The sequence below is a fragment of the Paenibacillus sp. MAHUQ-45 genome (assembly GCF_058133325.1).
Window position 1 is genome coordinate 78,825 of the sequence record NZ_JBYUPV010000016.1, and the last position, 22,655, is coordinate 101,479.

Sequence of the window (22,655 nt, forward strand, 5' to 3'; positions counted from 1 at the left end):
GCTGTTGGCTTCGGCGTGGCCGTCGGTGTTGCTGTTGGCTTCGGTGTCGCTGTCGGCTTCGGCGTAGGCGTTGCTGTTGGCGTGGCCGTTGCTGTTGGTGTCGGCTTCGGCGTAGGCGTTGCCGTCGGTGTTGGTGTTGGTGTCGGCTTCGGCGTAGGCGTTGCCGTCGGTGTTGGTGTTGGTGTCGGCTTCGGCGTAGGCGTTGCCGTCGGTGTTGGTGTCGGTGTCGGTGTCGGCTTCGGCGTAGGCGTTGCCGTCGGTGTTGGTGTTGGTGTCGGCTTCGGCGTAGGCGTTGCCGTCGGTGTTGGTGTCGGTGTCGGTGTTGGTGTCGGCTTTGGTGTTGTTGTCGGTGTAGCCGTTGGTGTGGCCGTCGGTGTTGGTGTTGGCTTTGGCGTTACCGTTGGCGTTGGGCACAATGTTGGTGTCGGCGTTGGCTTCGGTGTCGCTGTTGCTGTCGGCTTCGGCGTTGCCGTTGGTGTAGCCGTTGGTGTTGCTGTCGGCTTCGGCGTAGGCGTTGCTGTTGGCGTGGCCGTTGGTGTCGCTGTCGGCTTCGGCGTAGGCGTTGCTGTTGGCGTGGCCGTTGGTGTCGCTGTCGGTTTCGGCGTAGGCGTTGCTGTTGGCACAGCCGTCGGTGTCGCTGTCGGCTTCGGCGTAGGCGTTGCTGTTGGCGTAGCCGTTGGTGTCGCTGTCGGTTTCGGCGTAGGCGTTGCTGTTGGCGTGGCCGTTGGTGTCACTGTCGGCTTCGGCGTAGGCGTTGCTGTTGGCGTGGCCGTCGGTGTCACTGTCGGCTTCGGCGTTGGCGTTGCTGTTGGCGTGGCCGTCGGTGTCACTGTCGGCTTCGGCGTTGGCGTTGCTGTTGGCGTGGCCGTTGGTGTCACTGTCGGCTTCGGCGTTGGCGTCGCTGTTGGCGTGGCCGTTGGTGTCGCTGTCGGCTTCGGCGTAGGCGTTGCTGTTGGCGTGGCCGTCGGTGTCACTGTCGGCTTCGGCGTTGGCGTTGTTGACGGGGTGGTTCCTTCAAACGGATAATGGTGCATTTGCACATAACCGTTAAATGAAGTGGCTATCAACGTCCCATGCAACTCCGCGTAATTGTAGAACACACTTGCTTTCGGCGCCAAGATCGTACCTTCTATGGTTGTATTAGCTATACTGATCGAGCCTGCTTGGTAAAAATTAAATAATACCTTCCGGGGACTTCCACCCCAAATTTGAAAACTAGGAATGCTGATGGCGCCTCCACTAACATTGACTATAACTGTGCCATTGTTTGCAATGTTGAACTGAAGACCATTGGCATTCACCAAGTCGGAGGCAGATAGATTTACGACATTAAAATCTTCCGGAGCGTTAATGGTTATTTTCCCGAACTCCTTCTTGAAAGACCCTGCCTCAGGGAGAGACGCCAGCTCAGCCGATTTGTTAATCAGAAATTGCTTTTCCTTAGCAAAATCAATTGGAACTGGACTAGCCTTTCTCTCACCTTCCTTGATATCAGCCCTTGTCTTGGATAAGGTCCCACCATAAACGGCTTTGCCATACACTGTTCCATCAGTAATATTAATGTTTCCTCCCGCAATTAGAACATCGCCGCCCGGGGCATCCTTAGATACGCCGTAACTTTGCAGACTGATATTCCCTGCGGCGGCAAGCCGCCCGTGAATCTGGTCGTTCGTCTGCGTAAAATCTCCAAACACAAAAGCGTTAAAATTCCCGGCAACCCCCAAGACTGGCGTCTGGGTATACGGCGAGTCCGGTGTTGCGTTCACCGGGACGCCCAGGGAAAACGTACTTCCCAGTGTCAGCAGCCCTGCCAGGAACAATTTCACTGCCGACTTCATTCTTTTCCTCAATGTTTACACCTCCTATTAAATTCTATATGATCTCGTAGCAGCTACGATGACAACAAAAAAAGACCACCAAGAAGTAGAGGAGCTCTCTTCATGGCAGTCGGACGGTCATGGCACTTGTTAGCACTTTAGACTCCTAAACTTTGCGTCCCGTCTTTTCAGACGGTTTGCTATTATACATGATGATATTAAATTGATAGAGATGCCCGCAAAACAACATACGACAGGCCCTGTGTAATACATCTTATTCTGAATTTACCCATAGTGTAGCTTGGCGTTATATGATTGTCAACGAATTCCTTTTTGTACAATCTTTAAATAAAAAAAGCGCCAAAAGGCGCTTCAAATCGTCATTTTATCCTCTTTTTTAGAACAGCTGTATCCAGCCAATAATTGAGACCCACAACGGAATACTCAGGAATAGTCCAAACAACATCCCTCTATAAATATTCCCTTCTTGCTCCATGGCTCACTTCTCCTTTAATATTACAATAGTCTTCTTTTTAGTATTTCAAATTAAATATAATATCATCCCTCCAAATGTATTGTGAATTAAATCACATTTATTAGTTTGTTTATAAATACCATTGAATATTTTTTGAAATTCGGAGTAAAATAGGAATATACGTTCTCATTTTAGGTGGTGATACGCATGCACAAAGCCGAGAGTATAGATAATCATCTGGTAAAATCGTATTTGCTTCTCCCGCTGATCCTATCTGCTTTTGAACGCGATGCTGGCATCATTTCTGCACAACTCCGAACACCTTCACCTTATCTTGAAGTCCTGGATACGGCAGCCAGTGCAGCTACTGCAGATCTCAGGGATATTCGTACGGAGATGCGGATGCGCGGCATTAAGGTATATGAACAGCACAAGCTCCCGCATGGCCTTGAAGCCAAATTCATCTGCCGAGGATATCACGAACGGATGCTGCTGCTGAATGAACTCATTGCTGCACAAGCGGGAATCCATATGCGCAGATACTTGGGACTGGATATTTCGGCCTTCCGGAATGAGCAGGAACAATACGGAATCAAGCCTGCTCCGCAGCTCTAAATTCACTCTACTTTAGGAATAAGAAAAAAATAGGCCCTGCCATGGGAGTTGGCAGGACCCAAAATCTATACCACTAAACACTGGGGGGCGTTTGGTAAATTCAATATAACCCCTGAACCTGAAAATAAGCTGATCTTAAGATAAAAATTAGCTTAAAAAACATCACGATGTTTGTTAACGAAGATTATAAATGGTCCTCTTCACCCAAGAGGGGATACTCCCAGAAGCCGAGCCGCCCCTTGGCCAGAACAGGATGAACCAACGCACGAACATCCTCCAGCTCCCAGGCAAAACGTCCTTCCGTATAGTCGCCAAAAGCCCGTTCATGCTCGTCTATCTGCTGCGCGACACTATTCAACCCGGTAATACCATGGCACTCCTTCAGTTTGCCTATAGCAATAATAACACCCGTGGGTAAATTCTCTTCTGTATAGCCATGCTTTGCGAGTATCGATTGAATCGGCTCTCGTCTACACGCGGCCTTGTCTATTTTAAGACCAGCATGGATTGCCAGCTCCCCACAATATGACGTTCGCCATGAACGGGTTTCATAGTTCTTCTCGCCAAGCGCAACCAATGTAGCCCAGGGCTGCCGTATCGTTAAGCAACGCATGTTATTCTTATCTCCTCCTTATATTTGGCTGTGGGCTATCATGAGTGTATCCCTACTACATCTCTTTACCTAAATATGTGTTATCTCGTCTAGAGCTTGCCTGAACATTCGTATTTATATAATGTCATGATTTGAAAATCCCTCGTCTGAATACTATGGACGAGGGATTTAATATAATATTTATTTCTTCGCTGCAACCTTATAATACGAATCAAGACCCTCTTTAATCCCTTGAACAATCTTATCCTGATATGCAGCCTGGCTCAACTTCAGGTCTTCTTTATGATTCGTCATGAAGCCCATTTCGATTAGTAGAACCGGCACTGTTGACCAATTGAATCCAGTAAGATCGCTCCGAGCGATTATCCCACGCGATGTCGCTTGCGTTTCCTTCAGCACTGCTTTAGACAGGACTTTAGCGATTTCAAAACTTTGCGATGAAATCTTCTTAGTAGATGAGCTGTCGGCAGAAGGGTAGAGAAAAGACATACCTTGAATACTGCGATTATCGCTTCCATCTGCGTGCAGCCTAAGAGTCAAATCGGCTCCTACCTGATTACACCTTGTGGCGCGCCCCATGTTTGATATATCCACATTATTAGTTCGGCGAACCATTACAACCTTGTATTCCTTCTGAAGTGCTTGCTCCAGCTTCAATGCCACTTCCAGAGTGAGTTTGTATTCGGGTTTACCAGTGGCTATGCCCTGTGTACCGCTTGACACCTTTGGTTTAACTGTTTGACTCCCTGGTGCTATCGGCTCTTTAGCGTTATTAGCTTTACTTTGGTGCCCCGCATCTATGCAGATAACTGTCTTCTCCTGTGTACTGGCTAATGATGTTCCATCTAGAACTTTCGCGTCTACTCTAGATGGAACGCTGCCTGACGTCAGTAAGACCATAATAACTAAGAAGATTACATTCAATTTTACGCGCATGATTAGCTCCTATCAGTTAGGCCAAGGATCGCCACTATATAATTTTTCGACTCCGTTATCAGTACATAAGGAGCCAGGGTCTGATTTATCACGGTAGATGGAACATTCTTCGCGCCCAAAATCACTTACCTGCCACTTACCGGATGCTTGATCTCTAGTGAGAGTATAGGTATTCAAATCCGCCTCATAGACCCTCTCGTTATTAAGTAGAACAGGAAATAGCTTGAAAAATTTGATTTTGTATGCCCCATCGTGCAATTGACTTATGGAGTCAATACGGTAGTTTTCTAGAGGCTCAATAACCTTTGGTGCTCCTTTGGTGTAAGCATTGACATAATCAACCTCAATACGTTTCTTGAGATTGTTATAGAACTGTGACCCTCTTTGCACATTATTTTGTACCAGAGAGAAATCCAGCAAGTTAACCGATTGCGCATAATTGACCTGATATTTGAATAAGGCATTCTGTACATCAATGGAATTGTTGTCGAGCTTCCGTTCATAAGTTAGTAGAGCTGTCCGGGCTTGTCGCTGCGGAGCATTCATGTCCATCGCGAACGAAAACTCTTGACCCGGGGCAACCTTCTGTGATGGAAGGTATGTCAGTTTGTACTGCTTAACATATCTTTGGAAAATCGTATCGTAAATACGATTCAGTTCTGTTTGGAGGTCATCATCAATATTTAGGAAGAAGTGTTGTCCGCCTGTCTCCTGGGCGATGTACGACAAATTGTCATCCTCTCCACCGAACCCGATCATGTAAATAGGAATTCCTAATTGTTTGGACAGATCAATGACTGATTGAATAGAAGAACCATAGTCAGAGTCTATACCATCTGTAAATGCAATTACATACTTTGGCCCTTGCTGCTCATTTGTATCATACAAAGCTTTGGTTAAAGAATCGTACAGTGCCGTCTGTCCACCATCGGATACTAAACCGGACAGCTTTAAGCTAACCTCTTTCCGATTTGAAGTAAATGGAACATCTGCAACAGGCGGTGCATAAGTGGAAAAAGACAATAACTCGAATTGTCCCTTAGCCTCGGCAGGAATATTATCAATGAACCGGATCGCAGCTAATCGAACAAGATCCATCTTAGATGCAGACACACCAGTATTAGGAGATTCCTCCATACTCCCACTTTTGTCAATAACCAGATTAACACTGACCACATCACTATCTTCAACCAGGGAAAGACCTTGAACCGGCTGTCCGTTCACGTTGAACATTTCCTTGTTGAGCACCATTGGTGCGATCTCCTGCTGGAAGCCCTGATCGGCGAATAGTGAGAAATAGACATCCACTCCACGCCCTTCATACCGGGACGAGTCTACCTGGTTGACCTTGATAAAGGCTGGTTCCGCCGGAACCACCGAAGGTGAAGGAGATACTTCTGGCACATCGGTAGGTACGGGCGTAGCCGCAGCTTCAAATGAAGAATTGTTAGCTGTATTAGCCTGAACGGTCTTCAATTTATCTTGCTCCGTATCGCTTCCGGTCCTTAACCAGACGAAGATACCTACCGCCAGCAACAATCCTGCGATTATCGCAAAGGTTGTATTCTTCCAGGATTTAGCATTACACTTACCTACGACTCGAATCTCACTTGAAGATACAGCCTCAGGCTGTGGTGATGGTGCATCAAGCTCGGGCTCTCCCGCTAAAGCACTTCCGCATTTTTTACAAAAATGATCATTCGAAGACGCCTTGGTACCGCATTTACCGCAAAACATATTCATTCCCGCCTACTCTAATTATATTTAAATTAATTGTGACTTTATGGTGCATTTATCCCGGATATATACCAAAGTACATAATTCGACAACATACAAAATATTCCTTCATATCCCTCAAAATCTTACCGATGTTCGTGTAAGCACAAAAATGCATACTAAATATCAATGTAAAAAAGTTTATGATGTTGATGGCTTCAAAGTTTTTGATGTGTCTGTAAAAGAAGAAGATAACCATGGACTTTAAATGCGCGCGTCGAAAACACTGGTGACAAAGATCTAGAGTCCATTCTTATCAAAGCAGATATCAGCAACAAGGACGGGAAACACCTCAAAGAGTTATGGGTAAATAGGGTCAAACTTTAAAGGGCTCGCCTTTACTGAGGATAAGTGATGGAGAAGCTTGTTGGCGCAAGCGATCACGACCACCTTGTAATGGCTTGCCCTCGTTCCTTTTCTGGTTATAATAATTTTCCGCTTCATCGGTCCCCCTGCTTCAAAGCCCTCGACTACGCACTTGCATAGATCATGAAATGTCCGGACAAAATTAACCAAGACAACCACGCAGCAAAAATTCATCTTTTTGTGATTTAGTGTCACAGATTGTCCTGCTCATTTGTCTACATAAATGTACAACAAAAAAACTATTATGGAGGCACTATACAATGAGCAAGCTGCTTATCATTAACGCACATCCTTTGGTGGATTCAACGACTTCATTCAGTCTTGGTGTATTCAAACACTTCATGAAAACTTATGTGGAGCATAAACCTAATAATGAAATCATCGAACAAATTAACCTATATGAAGATGAGATCCCTTTAATTGATAAGACCGTCCTAGGCGCTTGGGAAAAATATGCGAAAGGTGAAGCCCTAACCACTCAAGAAAAAGAAGTCGCCGGAAGAATGAATGAAGTATTACAACAATTCAAAAGTGCAAATAAATACCTTATTGTGCACCCGCTGCATAACTTCAATGTCCCATCAAAGCTCAAGGATTATGTCGATAATATTATGATTGCAAGGGAAACATTTAAGTATACCGATACAGGATCAGTGGGACTTTTAAAGGATGGGAGAAGCATGGTCGTTATTCAGGCAAGTGGTTCGATCTACACCAATGATGACTGGTATACTGAAGTTGAATACTCACATAAATATTTGAAGTCCATGTTTAATTTCTTAGGTATTGAGGATTTCCAAACCCTTAGAGTACAAGGGACTGCTTTACTGGACAAGGACGAGGTGTTGAAGAAAGCATTTATAGAAGCAGAAGAGGCAGCTGTAACTTTAGCGAAGAAATAAATAATTCGACGCACACTTTAAACGAAAAAAGGCGCGGCTCCGACCCCCTCGGAATCGGCGCCTTTATTGTCTTTTTGAGGACACTGGTGAAGGGTATTGAACTCCCGGCCTACGCATTACGAATGCAACACATTTATGTGTTATTGAGTTCTATCAGGCTTGTGTCAGAACAGAAATAATGGACTTCTGATAAAATAAAATCATTAAAAATAATATACGAAAGCAAGGTGTTTGAAATGGATAATGAGCAAATCTATTTGGAAAGTATCAAAAAACAATTTCTTTATTACAAAACACATGGTGAAGCAGCCATCAATCAAGTAGATCCCGAACAATTATTTGTAACTTTTAATGACGATTCCAATAGCATTGCAACTATAGTAAAACACTTATGGGGAAATATGCTTTCAAGATGGACAGATTTTCTAAGCACTGACGGTGAAAAATCATGGAGAGATCGAGATTCGGAGTTTGAGAATGACATTAACACTAAAGAGAATCTTTTAATAAAATGGAACGAAGGCTGGACATGTTTATTCAATGCAATGGATTCAATTCATACGGATCAATTATCACAAATTATTTATATACGGAACGAAGGGCACACCGTTATTGAAGCAATCAATAGACAATTGGCACATTACCCATATCACGTTGGGCAAATCATTTACGCTGCAAAAATTCTAAAGAAGAGTAGTTGGGAAAGTTTATCTGTTCCAAAGCAAGGTTCCAAACAATATAATAACGATAAATTTTCTAAAGAAAAGGCAACAAAAAACTTTATTGATGAAGAACTAAAGAGAATTAATTAAATGAATCCAAGCAGAATGGTAAAAGAACAGGAAAGGCGCGGCTCCGAACCCCCGGAATCCGCGCCATTATCATTTTACTTAAGGATGCTGGTGAAGGGAATTGAACCCCCGACCTACGCATTACGAGTGCGTTGCTCTACCCCTGAGCTACACCAGCTTGAAGCTTTACTTTCGTCAAACAAAAAACATTATACTCCGTATTATGGAAAACGCAATCCCCTTTTTCGAGACTGCCAGCAAGTCCAGCTATTCCGACGAATCGGCGTGGAGCTTACGCTCTACGGACTCAAGCTTACTTTTGCTGCTAGAGGGCTTGTCGCGACGGTCATCGATCTTGACGGCGGTCGAGACACGCTGGGCTCCGTTAGTAAAAGGAGATTCATGTAGGGCCTCCACGGCGGCGAGAATCCGCTGCAGCGGGCCTTCGATAATAGTTCCCATGGACGTAAGCTCATATGTCACTCCCTCCACCGTCTCCAGCACACGCTGCATATCTGCAACATAAGCGCTAAGGCTGGTGCTACCCGTACCAATCGGAATGACTGTAACTTCAGCTATCGGCATGCTAAATCCCTCCCCTGTTCTTTTCATTTTGGAAAACAACTACTTTTCCCTTATTGTACCCACTCTCCGTCTCTCCTACAAACCATGCGTATACTTAATTTCTGCTAATCGCGAATTCTACCACTTGTAGCACAAAATCTAGTAAAAGCCTATATCTTTTTTATGGACGGTTTGTGGCATATTTTCAGATAAATTATGAACCATTTCAGGCTTTTTTGTGGATGATTTGTGGATTACCTGTGGATGGTTCTGTGGACTTCCTGTGGAGAAAAGGGATGATCTCAAGCGTGGCAAGGGTTCACTAAAATTCGGTAGACAAACACAATATATTGATGTAATGTAGTCTCTATCGACAAAATATAGTAGGGAACAGTTATTTTAACCTCCTGTCATAGGGAGATTAATAGAGGTGTGCAGGAAACAAAAACAGTGTCCGCATGCAAGCCTACATCACAAGACCGGGATAGCTATGAGAAGCACACGGGCATTTTCTGTAACAGCAGAGAATGTCCTTTTATATGGAGAGGAGATCAGTACATGACGTTACTGGAGAAGCCGTACCACAGTGGTCAACTGGCACAGGAAGAATTATTAGAAGAAGTTATTCATTTGGGACGCGATATTATTGACAGCCGAGACCTGGACTTACTCAGGGAGAACGCAAATTTGAACGGGGAGAGTTTCTCCGGTAAAATGAGCAAGTTCGGCAGTGAATATTCCAAATGGTATGCTCGTAATTTCACGATGCCGCCGCAGTTGGTACAAGCCATTAAGGATAACGTTGTCTATGTACATGATCTGGACCAATATGCGATCGGAACGACCAATTGTATTTTTATCCCGTTCGAGAAGCTTCTGCGTGAAGGCTTCAACACGGGCAATGGCAGTGTACGTCCCCCGAACTCGATTATGACGGCGATGGCGCTGGTAGCGATTATTTTCCAATCTCAGCAAAATGCCCAATACGGCGGCGTATCCGCCAATAAGCTGGACTACGATCTGGCCCCTTATGTCACCAAATCCTTTGCCAAGCTATTCCGCAAGGGCCTGGACTATTTCGAAGAAGGACAATCTACAGAGCCACTTGATCTTGGCGAGATTCACATGAGCCGCACCGATCTGGCAGAGCAATATCCTAAGGCGTTCCGTTTTGCGTTAAAAGAAACTGAGAGTGAAACACTCCAGGCCGCCGAGAGTATGATACATAATCTGAATACTATGTCGAGCCGGTCCGGCGGACAGATTCCGTTCACCAGCATCAACTATGGAACTTGCACCTCGCCGGAAGGGCAACTCGTGATCAGTTCCTTGCTGACGGCAACCATGCACGGACTTGGCAGTGGCGAGACGCCGGTGTTCCCGATTCAGATCTTCAAGTGCAAACAGGGTGTGAACCAGCAGCCAGGTGATCCGAACTATGAACTGTTCATCAAGGCCGCTGAATGTTCTGCACGCAGACTGTATCCGAACTTTGCCAATCTGGACGCGCCGCTCAATATGCAGTATTATGATCCTTCGAATCCCGATACCGAATTCGCCACTATGGGCTGCCGCACCCGCGTGCTTAGCGACCGTTTTGGCCGCAATCATTGCTCAGGTAAAGGTAACCTTTCCTTTAATACGCTGAATCTGGTACGACTCGGTTTGGCACATGGCATCGTCACAGGTCGCCGCATGGTAGCCGATGAAGAAGGCTTCTACAGAGACCTGGATCATTATATGGACGTTGCGCTGGACGGTCTGCTTCACCGCTTCCGCATTCAAGCCTCCCAGAAGGCCAAGGCATCCGATTTCATGATGCGTGAAGGGGTCTGGGAAGGCGGCGAACACTTGGCGCCAGAGGATAGCGTTGGCGAACTGCTGAAGCATGGCAGTCTGTCCCTCGGCTTCATCGGGATTGCCGAATGTATGAAGGCGATGTACGGTAAGCACCACGGGGAAGACATGGATGTTCATGCCAAAGCGCTGGCTATTGTCCGTCACATGCGGGAATATTGCGATCGGAAGAGCGAGGAATATAATCTCAATATCACCCTCTTCGCTACGCCTGCCGAAGGATTGTCTGGGAAATTTACGAAGATCGATCATAAGGTACTGGGATCCATTCCCGGTGTTACCGATCGCGAATATTATACCAACTCGTTTCACATTCCTGTATACTACACTCTTGGCGCTGCCCAAAAGATCAGTCTGGAAGCTCCTTTCCATGAGTACTGCAACGCCGGTGCGATCTCGTATGTCGAATTAGATGGCAACGCGCGCAGCAATCCGGCCGCTTTTGTCAAAATTATTCGCTACGCTCTAGAGCAGGAGATTAGCTACTTTAGCATTAACCACCCTATAGACCGCTGCCAAGGCTGCGGCTATGAAGGGGTTATCGGCACGAATTGCCCTTCCTGCGGCGCACATGAGAATGAAGTTCACATCCGGCGTCTACGCCGGGTGACAGGATATTTGACCGGAGATTATCAGACCCGCTTCAATGCGGCCAAGCAGGCGGAAGTAAGGGACCGGGTTAAGCATCTATGAATATTTGCGGCTACTATCCCGAGTCCATCAATGAAGGCGAGGGCCTGCGGGCCGTCCTCTTCATTAGCGGGTGCCGCCACCGCTGCCCGGGCTGCTTCAATCCGAAGACATGGAATTTTAATTACGGGGAAGTCTTTACCCCAGAGCGCAGACGCGAGCTGATCGCGGAGATTGCGGCCAACCCGCTACTGGACGGATTAACATTAGCAGGCGGTGACCCTTTCTTTTCTGCCGAAGAAGTAGTAGAGTTCATTGAGGAACTTCGTGCCACGCTCCCAGGCTTCCCTGTCTGGATCTACAGCGGGTACACGTATGAAGAGATTACAGCGATATCCGGTTCGCCGGAATGGCATCTGCTCAGCCAGTGTCAGGTACTGATTGACGGACGTTTTGAAGAAGCATTAAAGGATACGACTCTCCCCTACCGTGGGAGCTCCAATCAACGCATTATTGATATTGAGGCCAGCCTTACTGGCCCTGACATCGTACTTTGGCAGCCAACGACGCTTTAGCCGTTTTTGGCGCCTTTTACGGTCTAATAGATCAATTTTTAATAATCATAATTAAATTCAAAATATGAAGGGATGTAACATTATGCCGCAATTTGTAGTAAAACCCGATAATCGCCAATTGGCTTTTGATGAAAATCGCCTTTCCGTATACGCTGACCGTATTCTGAACGAACTTGAAGAACTCAGCAAAGAGTCCCTCCTACGCGGAGTACAATCTAAACTGCGTCGTGACGAAGTGAGCGGAGAAGAAATCAGCAGTGCATTCACGATGAGTGCCCTGGAACTGGTGAGCAAAGAAGAGCCAAACTGGAAATTTGCTGCTGCACGTTCGCTTTTAACTTCCCTTTATAAGAAAGCTGCTGTAAACCGCCGCTACAAAGCCTATCCGGAAGAGCCTTACGGTGAGCTGTACCCTCTAATTGCCGACCTGGTGAAAAAAGGGATCTATCGCGAAGAGCTGCTCTCCCACTACACTAAGGAACAAATCAACGAGCTTGGCGCTACGATTGACTATACCCGCGACCTGCTGTTTGACTATATTGGCCTGCTTACCCTGTCTGACCGCTATTTGGCCCATGATTTTGACGGCCGTGTTATGGAATTGCCGCAAGAGCGTTACATGATCATTGCGATGTACCTGATGCACACCGAGCCGGAAGAGAAACGTATGGAGCTTGTAAAAGAAGCCTACTGGGCGATGAGCAACATCTATATGACTGCCGCTACGCCAACCATGTCCAATGCGGGTAAAAAAGTAGCCGGCCAGCTCTCCAGCTGTTTCATCGATACCGTAGACGACTCTCTCGAAGGTATCTTCGATTCCAATACAGACGTAGCTCGTCTCAGTAAAATGGGTGGCGGTATCGGTGTCTACCTCGGTAAAGTCCGGGCCCGCGGCTCCGATATCCGTGGTCACAAGAACACCAGCTCCGGCGTTATCCCGTGGATTCGCCAGCTGAACAATACCGCTGTTAGCGTAGACCAGCTCGGTACGCGCAAAGGCGCCGTGGCTGTATATCTTGACGTCTTCCACAAGGATATTTTAGCCTTCCTGGATCTTAAACTGAACAACGGTGACGAGCGGATGCGTGCACATGACGTTTTCCACGGCGTCTGCCTGCCGGACTTGTTCATGGAAGCTGTAGAAGCACGTAGCCACTGGAACCTGTTCTGCCCGCATGAAATCAAGAAAGTGATGGGCTGGAAGGACGAGAATGGCCGCGCACTCGGGCTGGAAGATTTCTATGATGAAGAGCTTGGACAAGGCACATTCCGTGAGAAATATGCAGAAGCTACTGCCAACCTGGAGTTGTCCCGGATCACAGTTCCGGCCATCGACATCATGAAGCGGATTATGAAATCTCAGCTTGAGACAGGCACACCATACATGTTCTACCGTGACACCGTTAACCGTGCTAACCCGAACAGACATGCAGGTATGGTCTTCTCCTCCAACCTGTGCACCGAGATCATGCAGAACCAATCCGCTACTGTTATTGAACAGGAAGAACTGGTGACCAAAGACGGCCAGACCCGGATTGTCATCTCCAAAATCCCTGGTGATTTCGTAGTCTGCAACCTGAACTCCATCCACTTGGCCCGTGCAGTTCCTGCGGGTGTGCTGGAGCGTCTGGTGCCGATTCAGGTTCGTATGCTCGACAACGTTATCGACATCAACAACATTGAAGTATTGCAAGCTCAATATACGAACAGCCAATATCGTGCCGTTGGCCTCGGAACCTTCGGTCTGCATCACTTGCTGGCCCTGAAAGGTATCCGTTGGGAATCCGAAGAGGCTGTAGAATACAACAACCATCTGTACGAGCATATTAACTATCTACTGGTACGTTCCAGCATGGAATTGGCTCGCGAAAAAGGACGTTATCCGAAATTCGCAGGTTCCGATTGGGAATCTGGCGCATACTTTACTTCACGCGGCTACACTAGCGGCGAGCAAGAAGGCAAATATGTGACCACTGAGCAATGGCGTGAACTGCAAGAGGAAGTTGCCAAGGATGGCGTGCGTAACGCCTGGATGTTCGCGATTGCGCCGAACGGCTCCACTTCGATCATTGCCGGCTCTACAGCCAGTATTGACCCACTGTACGAGCTGCTCTCCTATGAGGAGAAAACAACGTACAAGATTGCTAACCCAGCTCCGGATCTGTCTGACAAGACCATCTGGTACTATAAAACAGCTTTCCTGATCGACCAGAACTGGTCCATCCGCATGGCTTCGGCTCGTCAGCGCCATGTCGATCAAGCACAAAGCTTCAACCTGTATGTGCGCCCTGACATCAAAGCGACAGAGTTCCTGGAGCTTCACCTGAACGCCTGGAAGGGCGGTCTGAAATCGACTTATTACGTGCGCAGCCGTGCATTAACTATTGAAGAGTGCGAATCTTGCGCGAGCTAACAAATTATTTTTATAAGACGAATACAAGAAATTAACAAAGGGCGAAAAGGGCTCGCCTCCCCAACTAAGAGCATTTTTGTACCTTATATTTATTAAATGAAGGTAAATAAGGGAAATAAGCGCATTATTGTACCTTATTTTAGAAAAAATGCTCTAAAAGAGGTTTTATAGTAGATTTAAGGTGCAAAATTGCCCTTAATTACCACTAACCCCGGTAGTACAGAGATATTAAGGTACAAAAATGCCGTTAATTACACAGCCGTAGTCACAGAGAGGAACGTTTGGAACTGTAGAGCATAGCGTTCGCCTGAAAGCTTTCCGTAGGAAAGCTCGCAACGTAGCTGTCTACAACGACCGGAAATCCAAACATTGCTCAGAGTTACTTTTAAGGCTTCGGATTTTAAAGCGATCTGCCTAGTTTAAACGCGCAAAAAATGGAGGGAAAAAGAAATGCAATTGCAAAAAATATTCAACACTGAAGCGCCCAACCAATCCACACGTATCATCGAAGGCGAATGCTCCGGGATTCTGAACTGGAACGATATCCGCATGCCTCACATGTACAAACTGTACAAGGTGCTGCTGCTTAACCACTGGATCGCTGATGAAATTCCGATGTCCAAGGATGCCCAGCAGTTCCCGAATTTGGACCCTGAAGAGCAGCGTGTATTCAAAATCAACATCTCCCTGCTGGCCGTGCTGGATTCTATGCAGACTATGTACGTTGGTGATGTGAAGCGTTATTTAACCGACTCCTCGCTGGAAGCGATCTCCGCCATTATTGGACAGCAGGAAGTTGTGCACAACCAGTCCTATTCCTACGTACTGTCTTCCATCGTTTCGGAGGGAGAGCAGAAGGAGATTTTTGAATATTGGAAAAAAGATCCCGTGCTGCTGGAACGCAACCAGTTCATTTCCGAAATCTATCAGGAATTCCGCAATGAGCCGTCCAAGGACACCTTCTTCCGTGCGCTCGTAGCCGATCTCATTCTGGAAGGGATCTTCTTCTACAGCACCTTCGCCTTCTTCTACAATCTGGCCCGTGACCAGAAGATGATGGCGACCAGCCAGATGATCTCCTATATCCAGCGTGACGAGAATCAGCACTGCTACTTCTTCGCCGAGGTGTTCAAGCAATTGCTGGTTGATTTCCCGGAGCTGAACACCAAAGAAAACATGGACTACGTATATCGCACAATTGACCGTGCTGTAGAGCTTGAAACCAACTGGGCGCATTACACCCTCTCGAATGTAGAAGGCATTGACCTAAACGAGCTGGGCGATTACATTAAGTACATTGCCAACAAACGTCTGACCCTGATGGGCATGGAAAAAGCCTATGAAGGCGTTGATGTGAACTGCATGCCTTGGATCAAGCCATTCTCTGATGAAGCGCTGAACGCAACCAAAACCGACTTCTTTGAAGCCAAATCCCGCAACTACGGCAAAGTTGGAGATGATAACGGATTTGATGATTTGTAAGATAAATACAAGCAGACCGTCTTGGACGGCTCTGCTTTTTCTTTTGTAGGCCTGTTAAAATAAAGTCACTCCGGCGCTGGTTTATTGAGGGATAAATGAGTGTATTAGGAGGTTGTCGGTGAGAAAGGTTGTAGTCTTAGAAATCGAATGACAAGCATTAGAATGGTGTCGAGATCGGCAGCTTAAAAACATCTAATTGTTGGCACCTATTTCTTTTCAATTGTACAGCTGCTATATAACACTTTTCTTGGGATACTTCTGATGCCAATACATAAAAAAGCGCCTCTCCCACCCTAACGGTGCGGAAGAGACGCTTCTTTCATTCATATATGATAGCGGAATAAGCGCCACGCACTTAGGCTTTAACTCCCCGAGCGACACGATGCTCAGTTTCCTCAGCAAGCTCTTCCAGAGCCGCATTCAAACGCAGTTGCAATTCCTCTGCAACATTCACTTGACCCTGATCGTTCCGAACGACCTGGGAGTCCACAGCGTACACGCCGCCCAGGATGTAACGTGCACCCAGAACGGACAGCACAGGCTTCAGTGCATAGTCAATGGACAATAGATGCGCCAGACTGCCGCCCATAAAGAGCGGAAGCACGACTTTACCAGCTAGACCTTTTTGCGGCACCAGATCCAGAAAAGTCTTCAGCACACCTGTATAGGAGGCTTTGTATACCGGACTAACTACGATCACAGCATCAGCTTCCGCGAGCAGACCATTCGCTTTAACGATGGACTCACTTTCAAATTTGGTATGAATCAAATCCTCCGCCGGCAGCTCCGCTACATTGATACGGTTAACCTCAAAACCACGACGTGCCAGGTCCGCTTCAGCATATTCAATGACTGCATTGATGCGTGATACCAAGGATGGCGTTCCGTTAATGACAACAATTTTAGCCAACTTCTCCACCTCTTCTGTTCTGTTTATCAGCTCGCGCTGTTTATTCCGACTAAAATACTTTAAATTAAATATAATCCTAACAAAGGGAGCGGATTTTTGTCAAACACAAACGTGAAGTTGATCTCCACCTTGCGCCCATTTCTTTCTTACGTTATACTAGGCAACAATAATAAATTGAGATCAGGCCAATGATCGGCATCCAACCGTGAGGCGTCTGCGACCGGAGCAGTTTTACGTGTTCCCTAAGTTTACCGGGTTTCGCCCGTTACCGCGAAGACCAAAGAGGATCGAATTCATCATGCTACACGGTGATTCGGTCAACCTGGGTGGCACCGCGAGCTGACGCTCCTCGTCCCATGGATGAGGGCGTTTTTTGTGTTTTTATAAGACAAAAGGAGCGAATCGGTATGCTGGACATGAATTGGATCAAGGAAAACACGGAAACTCTTAGAAACATAGCCGCACAGAAGAAAGTGGTATTTCCGCTGGATGAATTGTTGGCATGGGAGGATAAAAGGCGCAGCCTGCTTCAGGAGACGGAACAGCTACGAGCGAAGCGCAATGTGCTGACCAAAGAGGTGGAGCAACGTCTACGAGAGGGAGACCGCCCTGCCGGAGAAGCTGCGAAAGAACATGTACGCGAGATCAATAGTGCACTAACCGGGCTGGAGGCCGGACTGGCTGAAGCTGAGCAGCGTTGCGGCGAACTGATGCTGCTCGCCCCGAACCCTGTATCGCTGGATACACCCGTAGGGCGCGATGATAGCGACAATGTCGAGCTGCGCCGCGTAGGGACACCAACAACATTCGAGTTCACGCCGCGCGACCATGTAGAACTCGGCGAGCTGCACGATATTCTGGATATCGCGCGCGGTGTCAAGGCCGGTGGACCACGCAGCTACGTGCTTAAGGGCGCGGGACTCTACCTGCACCTTGCGGTGCAGCGGCTCGCGCTAGATGTACTGACCGAGCGCGGCTTCACCGTTATGGATGTACCCGTGATTGTTCGTCCGGAGACACTGCAACGCACCGGCTTTTTCCCAGGCGGTATGGACCAGACCTACGAGCTAAACGGAGAGAATCGCTGGCTCGCCGGAACCTCGGAGGTCTCGCTCGTCTCGTTATACAGCGATGAAATCGTGGATCTGAATAACCCTCTTCGCCTGGCTGGTATGTCGGCCTGCTTCCGGCGCGAAGTTGGTTCGGCGGGACGTGATGTACGTGGACTGTACCGGGTGCACCAGTTCTCGAAGATTGAGCAGGTCATCCTCTGCCGGAAAGATGAAGGCGTATCGGAGAGCCTGCTTCAGGAAATTACGGCCAATGCCGAATATATTCTTGAGCTGCTAGAGCTCCCTTATAGAGTAGTAGCCGTCTGTACAGGGGATATGGCTCTAAAGACGCATAAGCAGTACGATATCGAGACCTGGATGCCTAGCAGGGGCGCATACGGAGAGACCCATTCGGCATCCAATCTGCTGGACTTTCAGGCCCGGCGGTCGGGCATTCGCTATCGGGATGACGATGGACGACTGCAGTATTGCCATACCTTGAACAACACTGCCGTGGCTACGCCGCGGATTCTGATTCCACTCCTGGAGAACCACCAGCAAGAGGATGGCAGCATCTATATTCCCCGGGCCTTGCGCAAATATATGAATGGGCAAACCCAGCTCAATCTCTAACGTTAAAGTAAGGTAATAAATTAGAAGATTCATCTTTTGAAAAATAGATACCGTCACTTCTACAGGCAGCGGCTTCCGCTGCCTTTTAGTGCTGTCTACTTACCTATCAACATTTTAAATAGAACAAACTAGTTCCAAAGATATATCTAACATAAAATATAAGTATATTTAACACCTATTTTACATATATCAACAAAATGATAAATTACATAGTACTTAATACATATAATTAACCAATGTATTATAATTTTTATAGCACTCTCGACTTTTTTAAGTTTATTAATTATAAATTTGTTATAAATCCGTTCAAATTAACATGAAATTAATATATATTGGTGTGAGAGAACCTTTCATTTAACAATTGAATGGTAGGATTGAATAGGTTTTCAAATTTAGTTCTCGAGAGGGGTAGATTTAAACAAATGGTTATATCTAAAAGGGTAAGGAAATGGCTTGCGGCAGGGCTCGCACTGCTGATTACGGTCGGCAATGTATTCCCTGCTGTCCATACTGCCCAAGCAGCTACGGATAATAGCGCAGTAGTCATTTCGCAGGTTTATGGTGGCGGAGGAAACACTGGAGCACCGTATAAAAATGACTTCATAGAATTATATAATCCTACAAATAACCCAGTAGATTTGACTGGATGGAAAGTTCGCTATGCCTCAGCGACAGGCTCCTTTAATAATGCAACAAATTTAACAGGAACAATCCCCGCAAAAGGGTACTTCCTCATCGAGGAAGCCGCTGGAGCAAAAGGCACGATCGACTTGCCTACTCCTGATGTTAGCAAGGGAAGCCTTGATTTGGGTGGTACCAATGGCAAAGTCGACCTCGTTGATAAATCAGGTACAACGATTGATCTTGTCGGCTACGGGACAGCCACAAAATTCGAGGGCAGTGGTGCGACTGCTCCTCTATCCAACACGACAGCTGCTATCCGTCAAGCTGCGGCTGGTGCACCAACAGACAGCCGTGGTCTAGATACTGATAACAACTCTACAGACTTTGTTGTCCAAGCACCTAGCCCACGTAACAGCAGCTACGGACAAGCCCCAGAAGCACCAACTACGGTAGCTCCTGTCGTTGCCGACCCGGCTCCGAATGCATGGCCAGCAGGGACTTCAATCTCCCTTAGCACTCCTACTGTAGGAGCGTCCGTCTATGCTGCAGTGTATGGCTCTGGCGGTACAAGAGAGTATCAGCTTTACAATGGGCCTATTCAACTCAGTGATGATACGGCTATTGATGCTTTTGCAGTAGCTCCAGGTCTGTCTGACAGTCCTGTCGACAAGTTTATTTACTCCGTCCTGACTCAAAGCAACATTTCTGCTACAAGAGTTAAGGAAAAAGGACAAAATGTGTGGACAAAAGGCGTCGTGACGCATATCGACGGCGTTGAAACGTACATACAGGACGGCGATGCAGGGATTGTTCTCTATAACTTCCCGGCATTTGCTAACATTGGAGATGAAGTTGAAGCCTCCGGTGTGATGGAAATTTTTAATGGTCTGCAAGAAATCAAGCTGCAACCCGGTTTATCTTACAAAGTCACTACGCCAAATGTAGGCGTACCAGCTCCAAAGCTGATAACTGCAGCTGATTTGAGCGCAGGTAACGGCGAGCAATACGAAGCACAGCTTGTAACGATGGAGAATGTCACAATCGTTAAAAAAGCAGGAAGCACAGTAACCGCAAAGCAAGGGAATCAGGAGTTTACGATTTATTCCTCTTTGTCCAAGCTTGATCCTGGAACAAGCGGAAAAACGTTCGAACGTATTACAGGAGTAATCAAGGAATACAACAAAAACTACCAGTTCATCCCGCTTAACGAGAACGCACTGGTGGAAGAAACTCTTTCCGTAATGGCAAGCCCAGGTGCAGGACGCATCATTACTGGCGGTAAGGTAAATCTCTCCAGCCCAGCGGCTGGCGCAGAGATTTTTTACACAACCAACGGAACAGACCCAACAGCGACAAGCACCAAATTCACAGCTCCAATTGTGATCGATCAGAAAGTTACTATTAAAGCGATTGCCGTAGCTGGAGGCCAGACAAGCAAGGTTTACACTTTTGCTTACACACCTTCTGAAGCTCCGCGCATCCATGATATCCAAGGCGAGACCCACAAATCCGAGTTTGAAGGTCAAACCGTCACGGATGTAGAGGGCATAGTTACTCAATATGGATATACATTTGCGAACGGCAACTACAAAGGATTTTATATCCAAGATCCGAAGCCGGATAACAATCCGAACACTTCCGAAGGCATTTTCGTATACAGCACAAATCAAAACATGAAACCTGCTGTCGGAGACTTTGTCGCCGTAACGGGTGTAGTAACCGAACATAACGAAGGAAGCGGCACGAATCTGACTTCTACCCAAATCACTTTGTCATCGTTCAAACAACTGCCTAAAGCAGGTGTATCTTTCCCTGAACCAATCGTTCTCGGCAAGGGTGGACGTGTCATTCCTACATCCATTCTTGACAACAGAACGGAGTTCCAATCCGATAAGGATGCCATCGATTTCTACGAATCCCTGGAAGGCATGCTGGTAAAGCTTCCTGCACCAACTATTATCAGTCCTTACTGGACAAGTGGTAACGGTACTTCCCAGGTGTACAACATCGCAACAAGAATTGATAACGGAACTGAAGATGCTATTACGCCAGCAGGCGGCCTTGCGCTGAAGGAATATAAGAATTACAATCCACAGCGCCTCCTGATTGCCTATGGTAACCCTGGTAAGGAAGTTGGTACTGGAGATACCTTCGACGGTGACATTACCGGCGTAATCGGCTACAACAACGGCAACTTTAAAGTGATCCCGGAGAATGGCAAGCTGCCTTCCATCACCACAAGCCCGTTCAAACAAGAGACATCGACGATTAATGTTAATGCGGACAAACTCTTGATCGCATCCTACAATATCGAGAACTATTACCCGGGTGTAGGCGAAGCCAAAACCAAAAAGCTTGCCGAATCCATCACAGCCAACATGAAGAAGCCGGATATTATCGGCGTTATTGAAATGCAAGACAGCAATGGCGAAACTGACAACGGCACGGTTGAAGCCAACGCTACGCCGCTGATTGAAGCCATTCAGGCTGCAGGCGGACCAACATACAACTACATTGACATTGCTCCACAGGATAAAAAAGACGGAGGAGCTCCAGGCGGTAACATCCGCGTAGGCTTCTTGTACAACCCTGCTCGTGTAGAGCTGGCAGACAGTATTAATGGTCAAAAGGGTACTTCTACACAAGCGGTAGGCTACGATAAAGCAACTGACAAGCTGACCTACAACCCTGGCCGGATTGATCCGACCAACGAAGCATTTACAAGCTCGCGTAAACCGCTCGCAGCACAATTTGTCTTCCGCGGTGAGAAAGTTATTGTTATCGCCAATCACTTCAACTCTAAAGGTGGAGACACTGCTCCTTTCGGTAGCACTCAACCTCCAGTATTGTCCAGTGAGACTCAGCGTCACAAGATTGCTGCTGTTGTGAATGGCTTCGTCAAGCAAGTACTGACAGCCAATCCTGATGCCAACATCGTAGCACTTGGCGACCTGAACGATTTCCAATTCACGCCGACTGCCACGATTCTGAAAGGCGACGAACTGGATAATCTGATCGACAAACTGCCTTTAAATGAGCAGTACACGTATACTTACGACGGTAACTCTCAAGTACTTGACCACATTCTGGTCAGCAAAAAACTGACAGCTTCTGCCGATGTGGATGTTATTCACCTGAATGCTGACTTCCCATCCTCCAGAGGACGTGTATCCGATCATGATGCTGTAATGGCTCAGATTGATTTTAATACTACTGAAAACTTCCCATTAACCATTCTGCATACTAACGATACACATGCAGGATTAGATACTGTCAGCTCACCAAACAATATCTTGCGCCGTGTAACGGCAATCAAGGATGCTAAGGCGACGACAGAAAACCCTATTCTTCTTGATGCGGGTGACGTGTTCTCCGGAACACTGTACTTCAACAAGTACCTGGGTCAAGCAGATTTGGCCTTTATGAATCTGGTCAAATATGACGCTATGACTTTCGGAAATCATGAATTTGATAAAGACTCTAATGTACTTTCCAAATTCGTTGGTAACGCTAAGTTCCCGTTCGTCTCCTCCAATGTGAACTTCTCAGAGGATGAGATTCTTAGCAAAATGTTCATCAATGAAATCGGTCGGTCAGGTAATGCCGGAACAATCTATCCTG

15 protein-coding genes, 1 tRNA gene and 1 riboswitch are annotated in these 22,655 nt (G+C 46.9%); of the genes, 9 read left to right on the forward strand and 7 right to left on the reverse strand.

The features are described 5' to 3' along the window. A partial coding sequence (locus AC3Y23_RS26045; protein WP_379204636.1) for a choice-of-anchor A family protein occupies positions 1-1,850 on the reverse strand: 1,850 nt, incomplete at its 3' end. A gap of 89 nt (positions 1,851-1,939) precedes the next feature. Then, positions 1,940-2,029, reverse strand: a riboswitch (cyclic di-GMP riboswitch). A gap of 470 nt (positions 2,030-2,499) precedes the next feature. On the opposite strand from AC3Y23_RS26045, the gene AC3Y23_RS26050 reads away from it, so the two are divergent. Beyond that, the gene (locus AC3Y23_RS26050; RefSeq protein ID WP_379204638.1) at positions 2,500-2,907 is read left to right on the forward strand and encodes a YhjD family protein; all 408 of its coding nucleotides are present in this window, start codon (positions 2,500-2,502) and stop codon (positions 2,905-2,907) included. A gap of 184 nt (positions 2,908-3,091) precedes the next feature. Here the strand turns inward: AC3Y23_RS26050 and AC3Y23_RS26055 are convergent, their stop codons facing one another. The 3 genes from AC3Y23_RS26055 to AC3Y23_RS26065 form a co-directional block, all read right to left on the reverse strand. Next, the gene (locus AC3Y23_RS26055; RefSeq protein WP_379204640.1) at positions 3,092-3,520 is read right to left on the reverse strand and encodes an ASCH domain-containing protein; all 429 of its coding nucleotides are present in this window, start codon (positions 3,518-3,520) and stop codon (positions 3,092-3,094) included. A gap of 180 nt (positions 3,521-3,700) precedes the next feature. Beyond that, entirely contained in the window at positions 3,701-4,456 is a 756-nt protein-coding gene (locus AC3Y23_RS26060) for an N-acetylmuramoyl-L-alanine amidase (RefSeq protein ID WP_379204642.1), read from the reverse strand. Positions 4,457-4,468: 12 nt separating this feature from the next. Then, complete coding sequence (locus tag AC3Y23_RS26065; RefSeq protein WP_379204644.1) at positions 4,469-6,193, reverse strand: vWA domain-containing protein; 1,725 nt, start codon at positions 6,191-6,193, stop codon at positions 4,469-4,471. A 665-nt stretch (positions 6,194-6,858) separates the two neighbouring features. Between AC3Y23_RS26065 and AC3Y23_RS26070 the strand changes: the two genes are divergently transcribed. Further along, on the forward strand, positions 6,859-7,500 hold the full coding sequence (locus AC3Y23_RS26070; protein ID WP_379204646.1) for an FMN-dependent NADH-azoreductase: 642 nt from the start codon (positions 6,859-6,861) through the stop codon (positions 7,498-7,500). A gap of 236 nt (positions 7,501-7,736) precedes the next feature. Beyond that, the gene (locus tag AC3Y23_RS26075; protein ID WP_379204648.1) at positions 7,737-8,312 is read left to right on the forward strand and encodes a DUF1572 family protein; all 576 of its coding nucleotides are present in this window, start codon (positions 7,737-7,739) and stop codon (positions 8,310-8,312) included. An 85-nt stretch (positions 8,313-8,397) separates the two neighbouring features. Here AC3Y23_RS26075 and AC3Y23_RS26080 read toward each other — a convergent pair. Together AC3Y23_RS26080 and AC3Y23_RS26085 are read right to left on the reverse strand one after the other, a co-directional pair. Further along, positions 8,398-8,469 (reverse strand) — tRNA-Thr (locus tag AC3Y23_RS26080). Positions 8,470-8,558: 89 nt separating this feature from the next. Then, a complete protein-coding gene (locus AC3Y23_RS26085; protein WP_379204650.1) occupies positions 8,559-8,876 on the reverse strand; it encodes an MTH1187 family thiamine-binding protein in 318 nt (105 codons plus the stop codon). A gap of 537 nt (positions 8,877-9,413) precedes the next feature. Here AC3Y23_RS26085 and AC3Y23_RS26090 point away from each other — a divergent pair. The 4 genes from AC3Y23_RS26090 (at position 9,414) to AC3Y23_RS26105 (ending at position 15,815) form a co-directional block, all read left to right on the forward strand. Further along, positions 9,414-11,405 (forward strand): anaerobic ribonucleoside triphosphate reductase, encoded by a 1,992-nt coding sequence (locus AC3Y23_RS26090; RefSeq protein WP_379204652.1) that lies wholly within the window; start codon positions 9,414-9,416, stop codon positions 11,403-11,405. After that, positions 11,402-11,917, forward strand: a complete 516-nt coding sequence (gene nrdG / locus AC3Y23_RS26095) for an anaerobic ribonucleoside-triphosphate reductase activating protein (RefSeq protein WP_379204654.1) — start codon at positions 11,402-11,404, stop codon at positions 11,915-11,917. The genes AC3Y23_RS26090 and nrdG overlap by 4 nt, the downstream gene beginning before the upstream one ends. Before the next feature lie 82 nt (positions 11,918-11,999). Beyond that, positions 12,000-14,333, forward strand: coding sequence for a ribonucleoside-diphosphate reductase subunit alpha (locus AC3Y23_RS26100; protein ID WP_379204656.1), 2,334 nt, complete (start codon positions 12,000-12,002; stop codon positions 14,331-14,333). A 450-nt stretch (positions 14,334-14,783) separates the two neighbouring features. Continuing rightward, positions 14,784-15,815 carry a ribonucleotide-diphosphate reductase subunit beta gene (locus tag AC3Y23_RS26105; protein WP_379204658.1) on the forward strand — a complete coding sequence of 344 codons (1,032 nt, stop codon included), beginning with the start codon at positions 14,784-14,786 and terminating at the stop codon, positions 15,813-15,815. 355 nt (positions 15,816-16,170) lie between these two features. Here the strand turns inward: AC3Y23_RS26105 and ssuE are convergent, their stop codons facing one another. Further along, a complete protein-coding gene (gene ssuE, locus AC3Y23_RS26110) occupies positions 16,171-16,725 on the reverse strand; it encodes an NADPH-dependent FMN reductase (protein ID WP_379204660.1) in 555 nt (184 codons plus the stop codon). A 407-nt stretch (positions 16,726-17,132) separates the two neighbouring features. Here ssuE and serS point away from each other — a divergent pair, with 407 nt between their 5' ends. After that, a complete protein-coding gene (gene serS / locus AC3Y23_RS26115; RefSeq protein ID WP_379204662.1) occupies positions 17,133-18,410 on the forward strand; it encodes a serine--tRNA ligase in 1,278 nt (425 codons plus the stop codon). 422 nt (positions 18,411-18,832) lie between these two features. Continuing rightward, positions 18,833-22,655: DUF8508 domain-containing protein (locus AC3Y23_RS26120; RefSeq protein ID WP_379204665.1), on the forward strand; the 3,823-nt coding region annotated here is incomplete at its 3' end.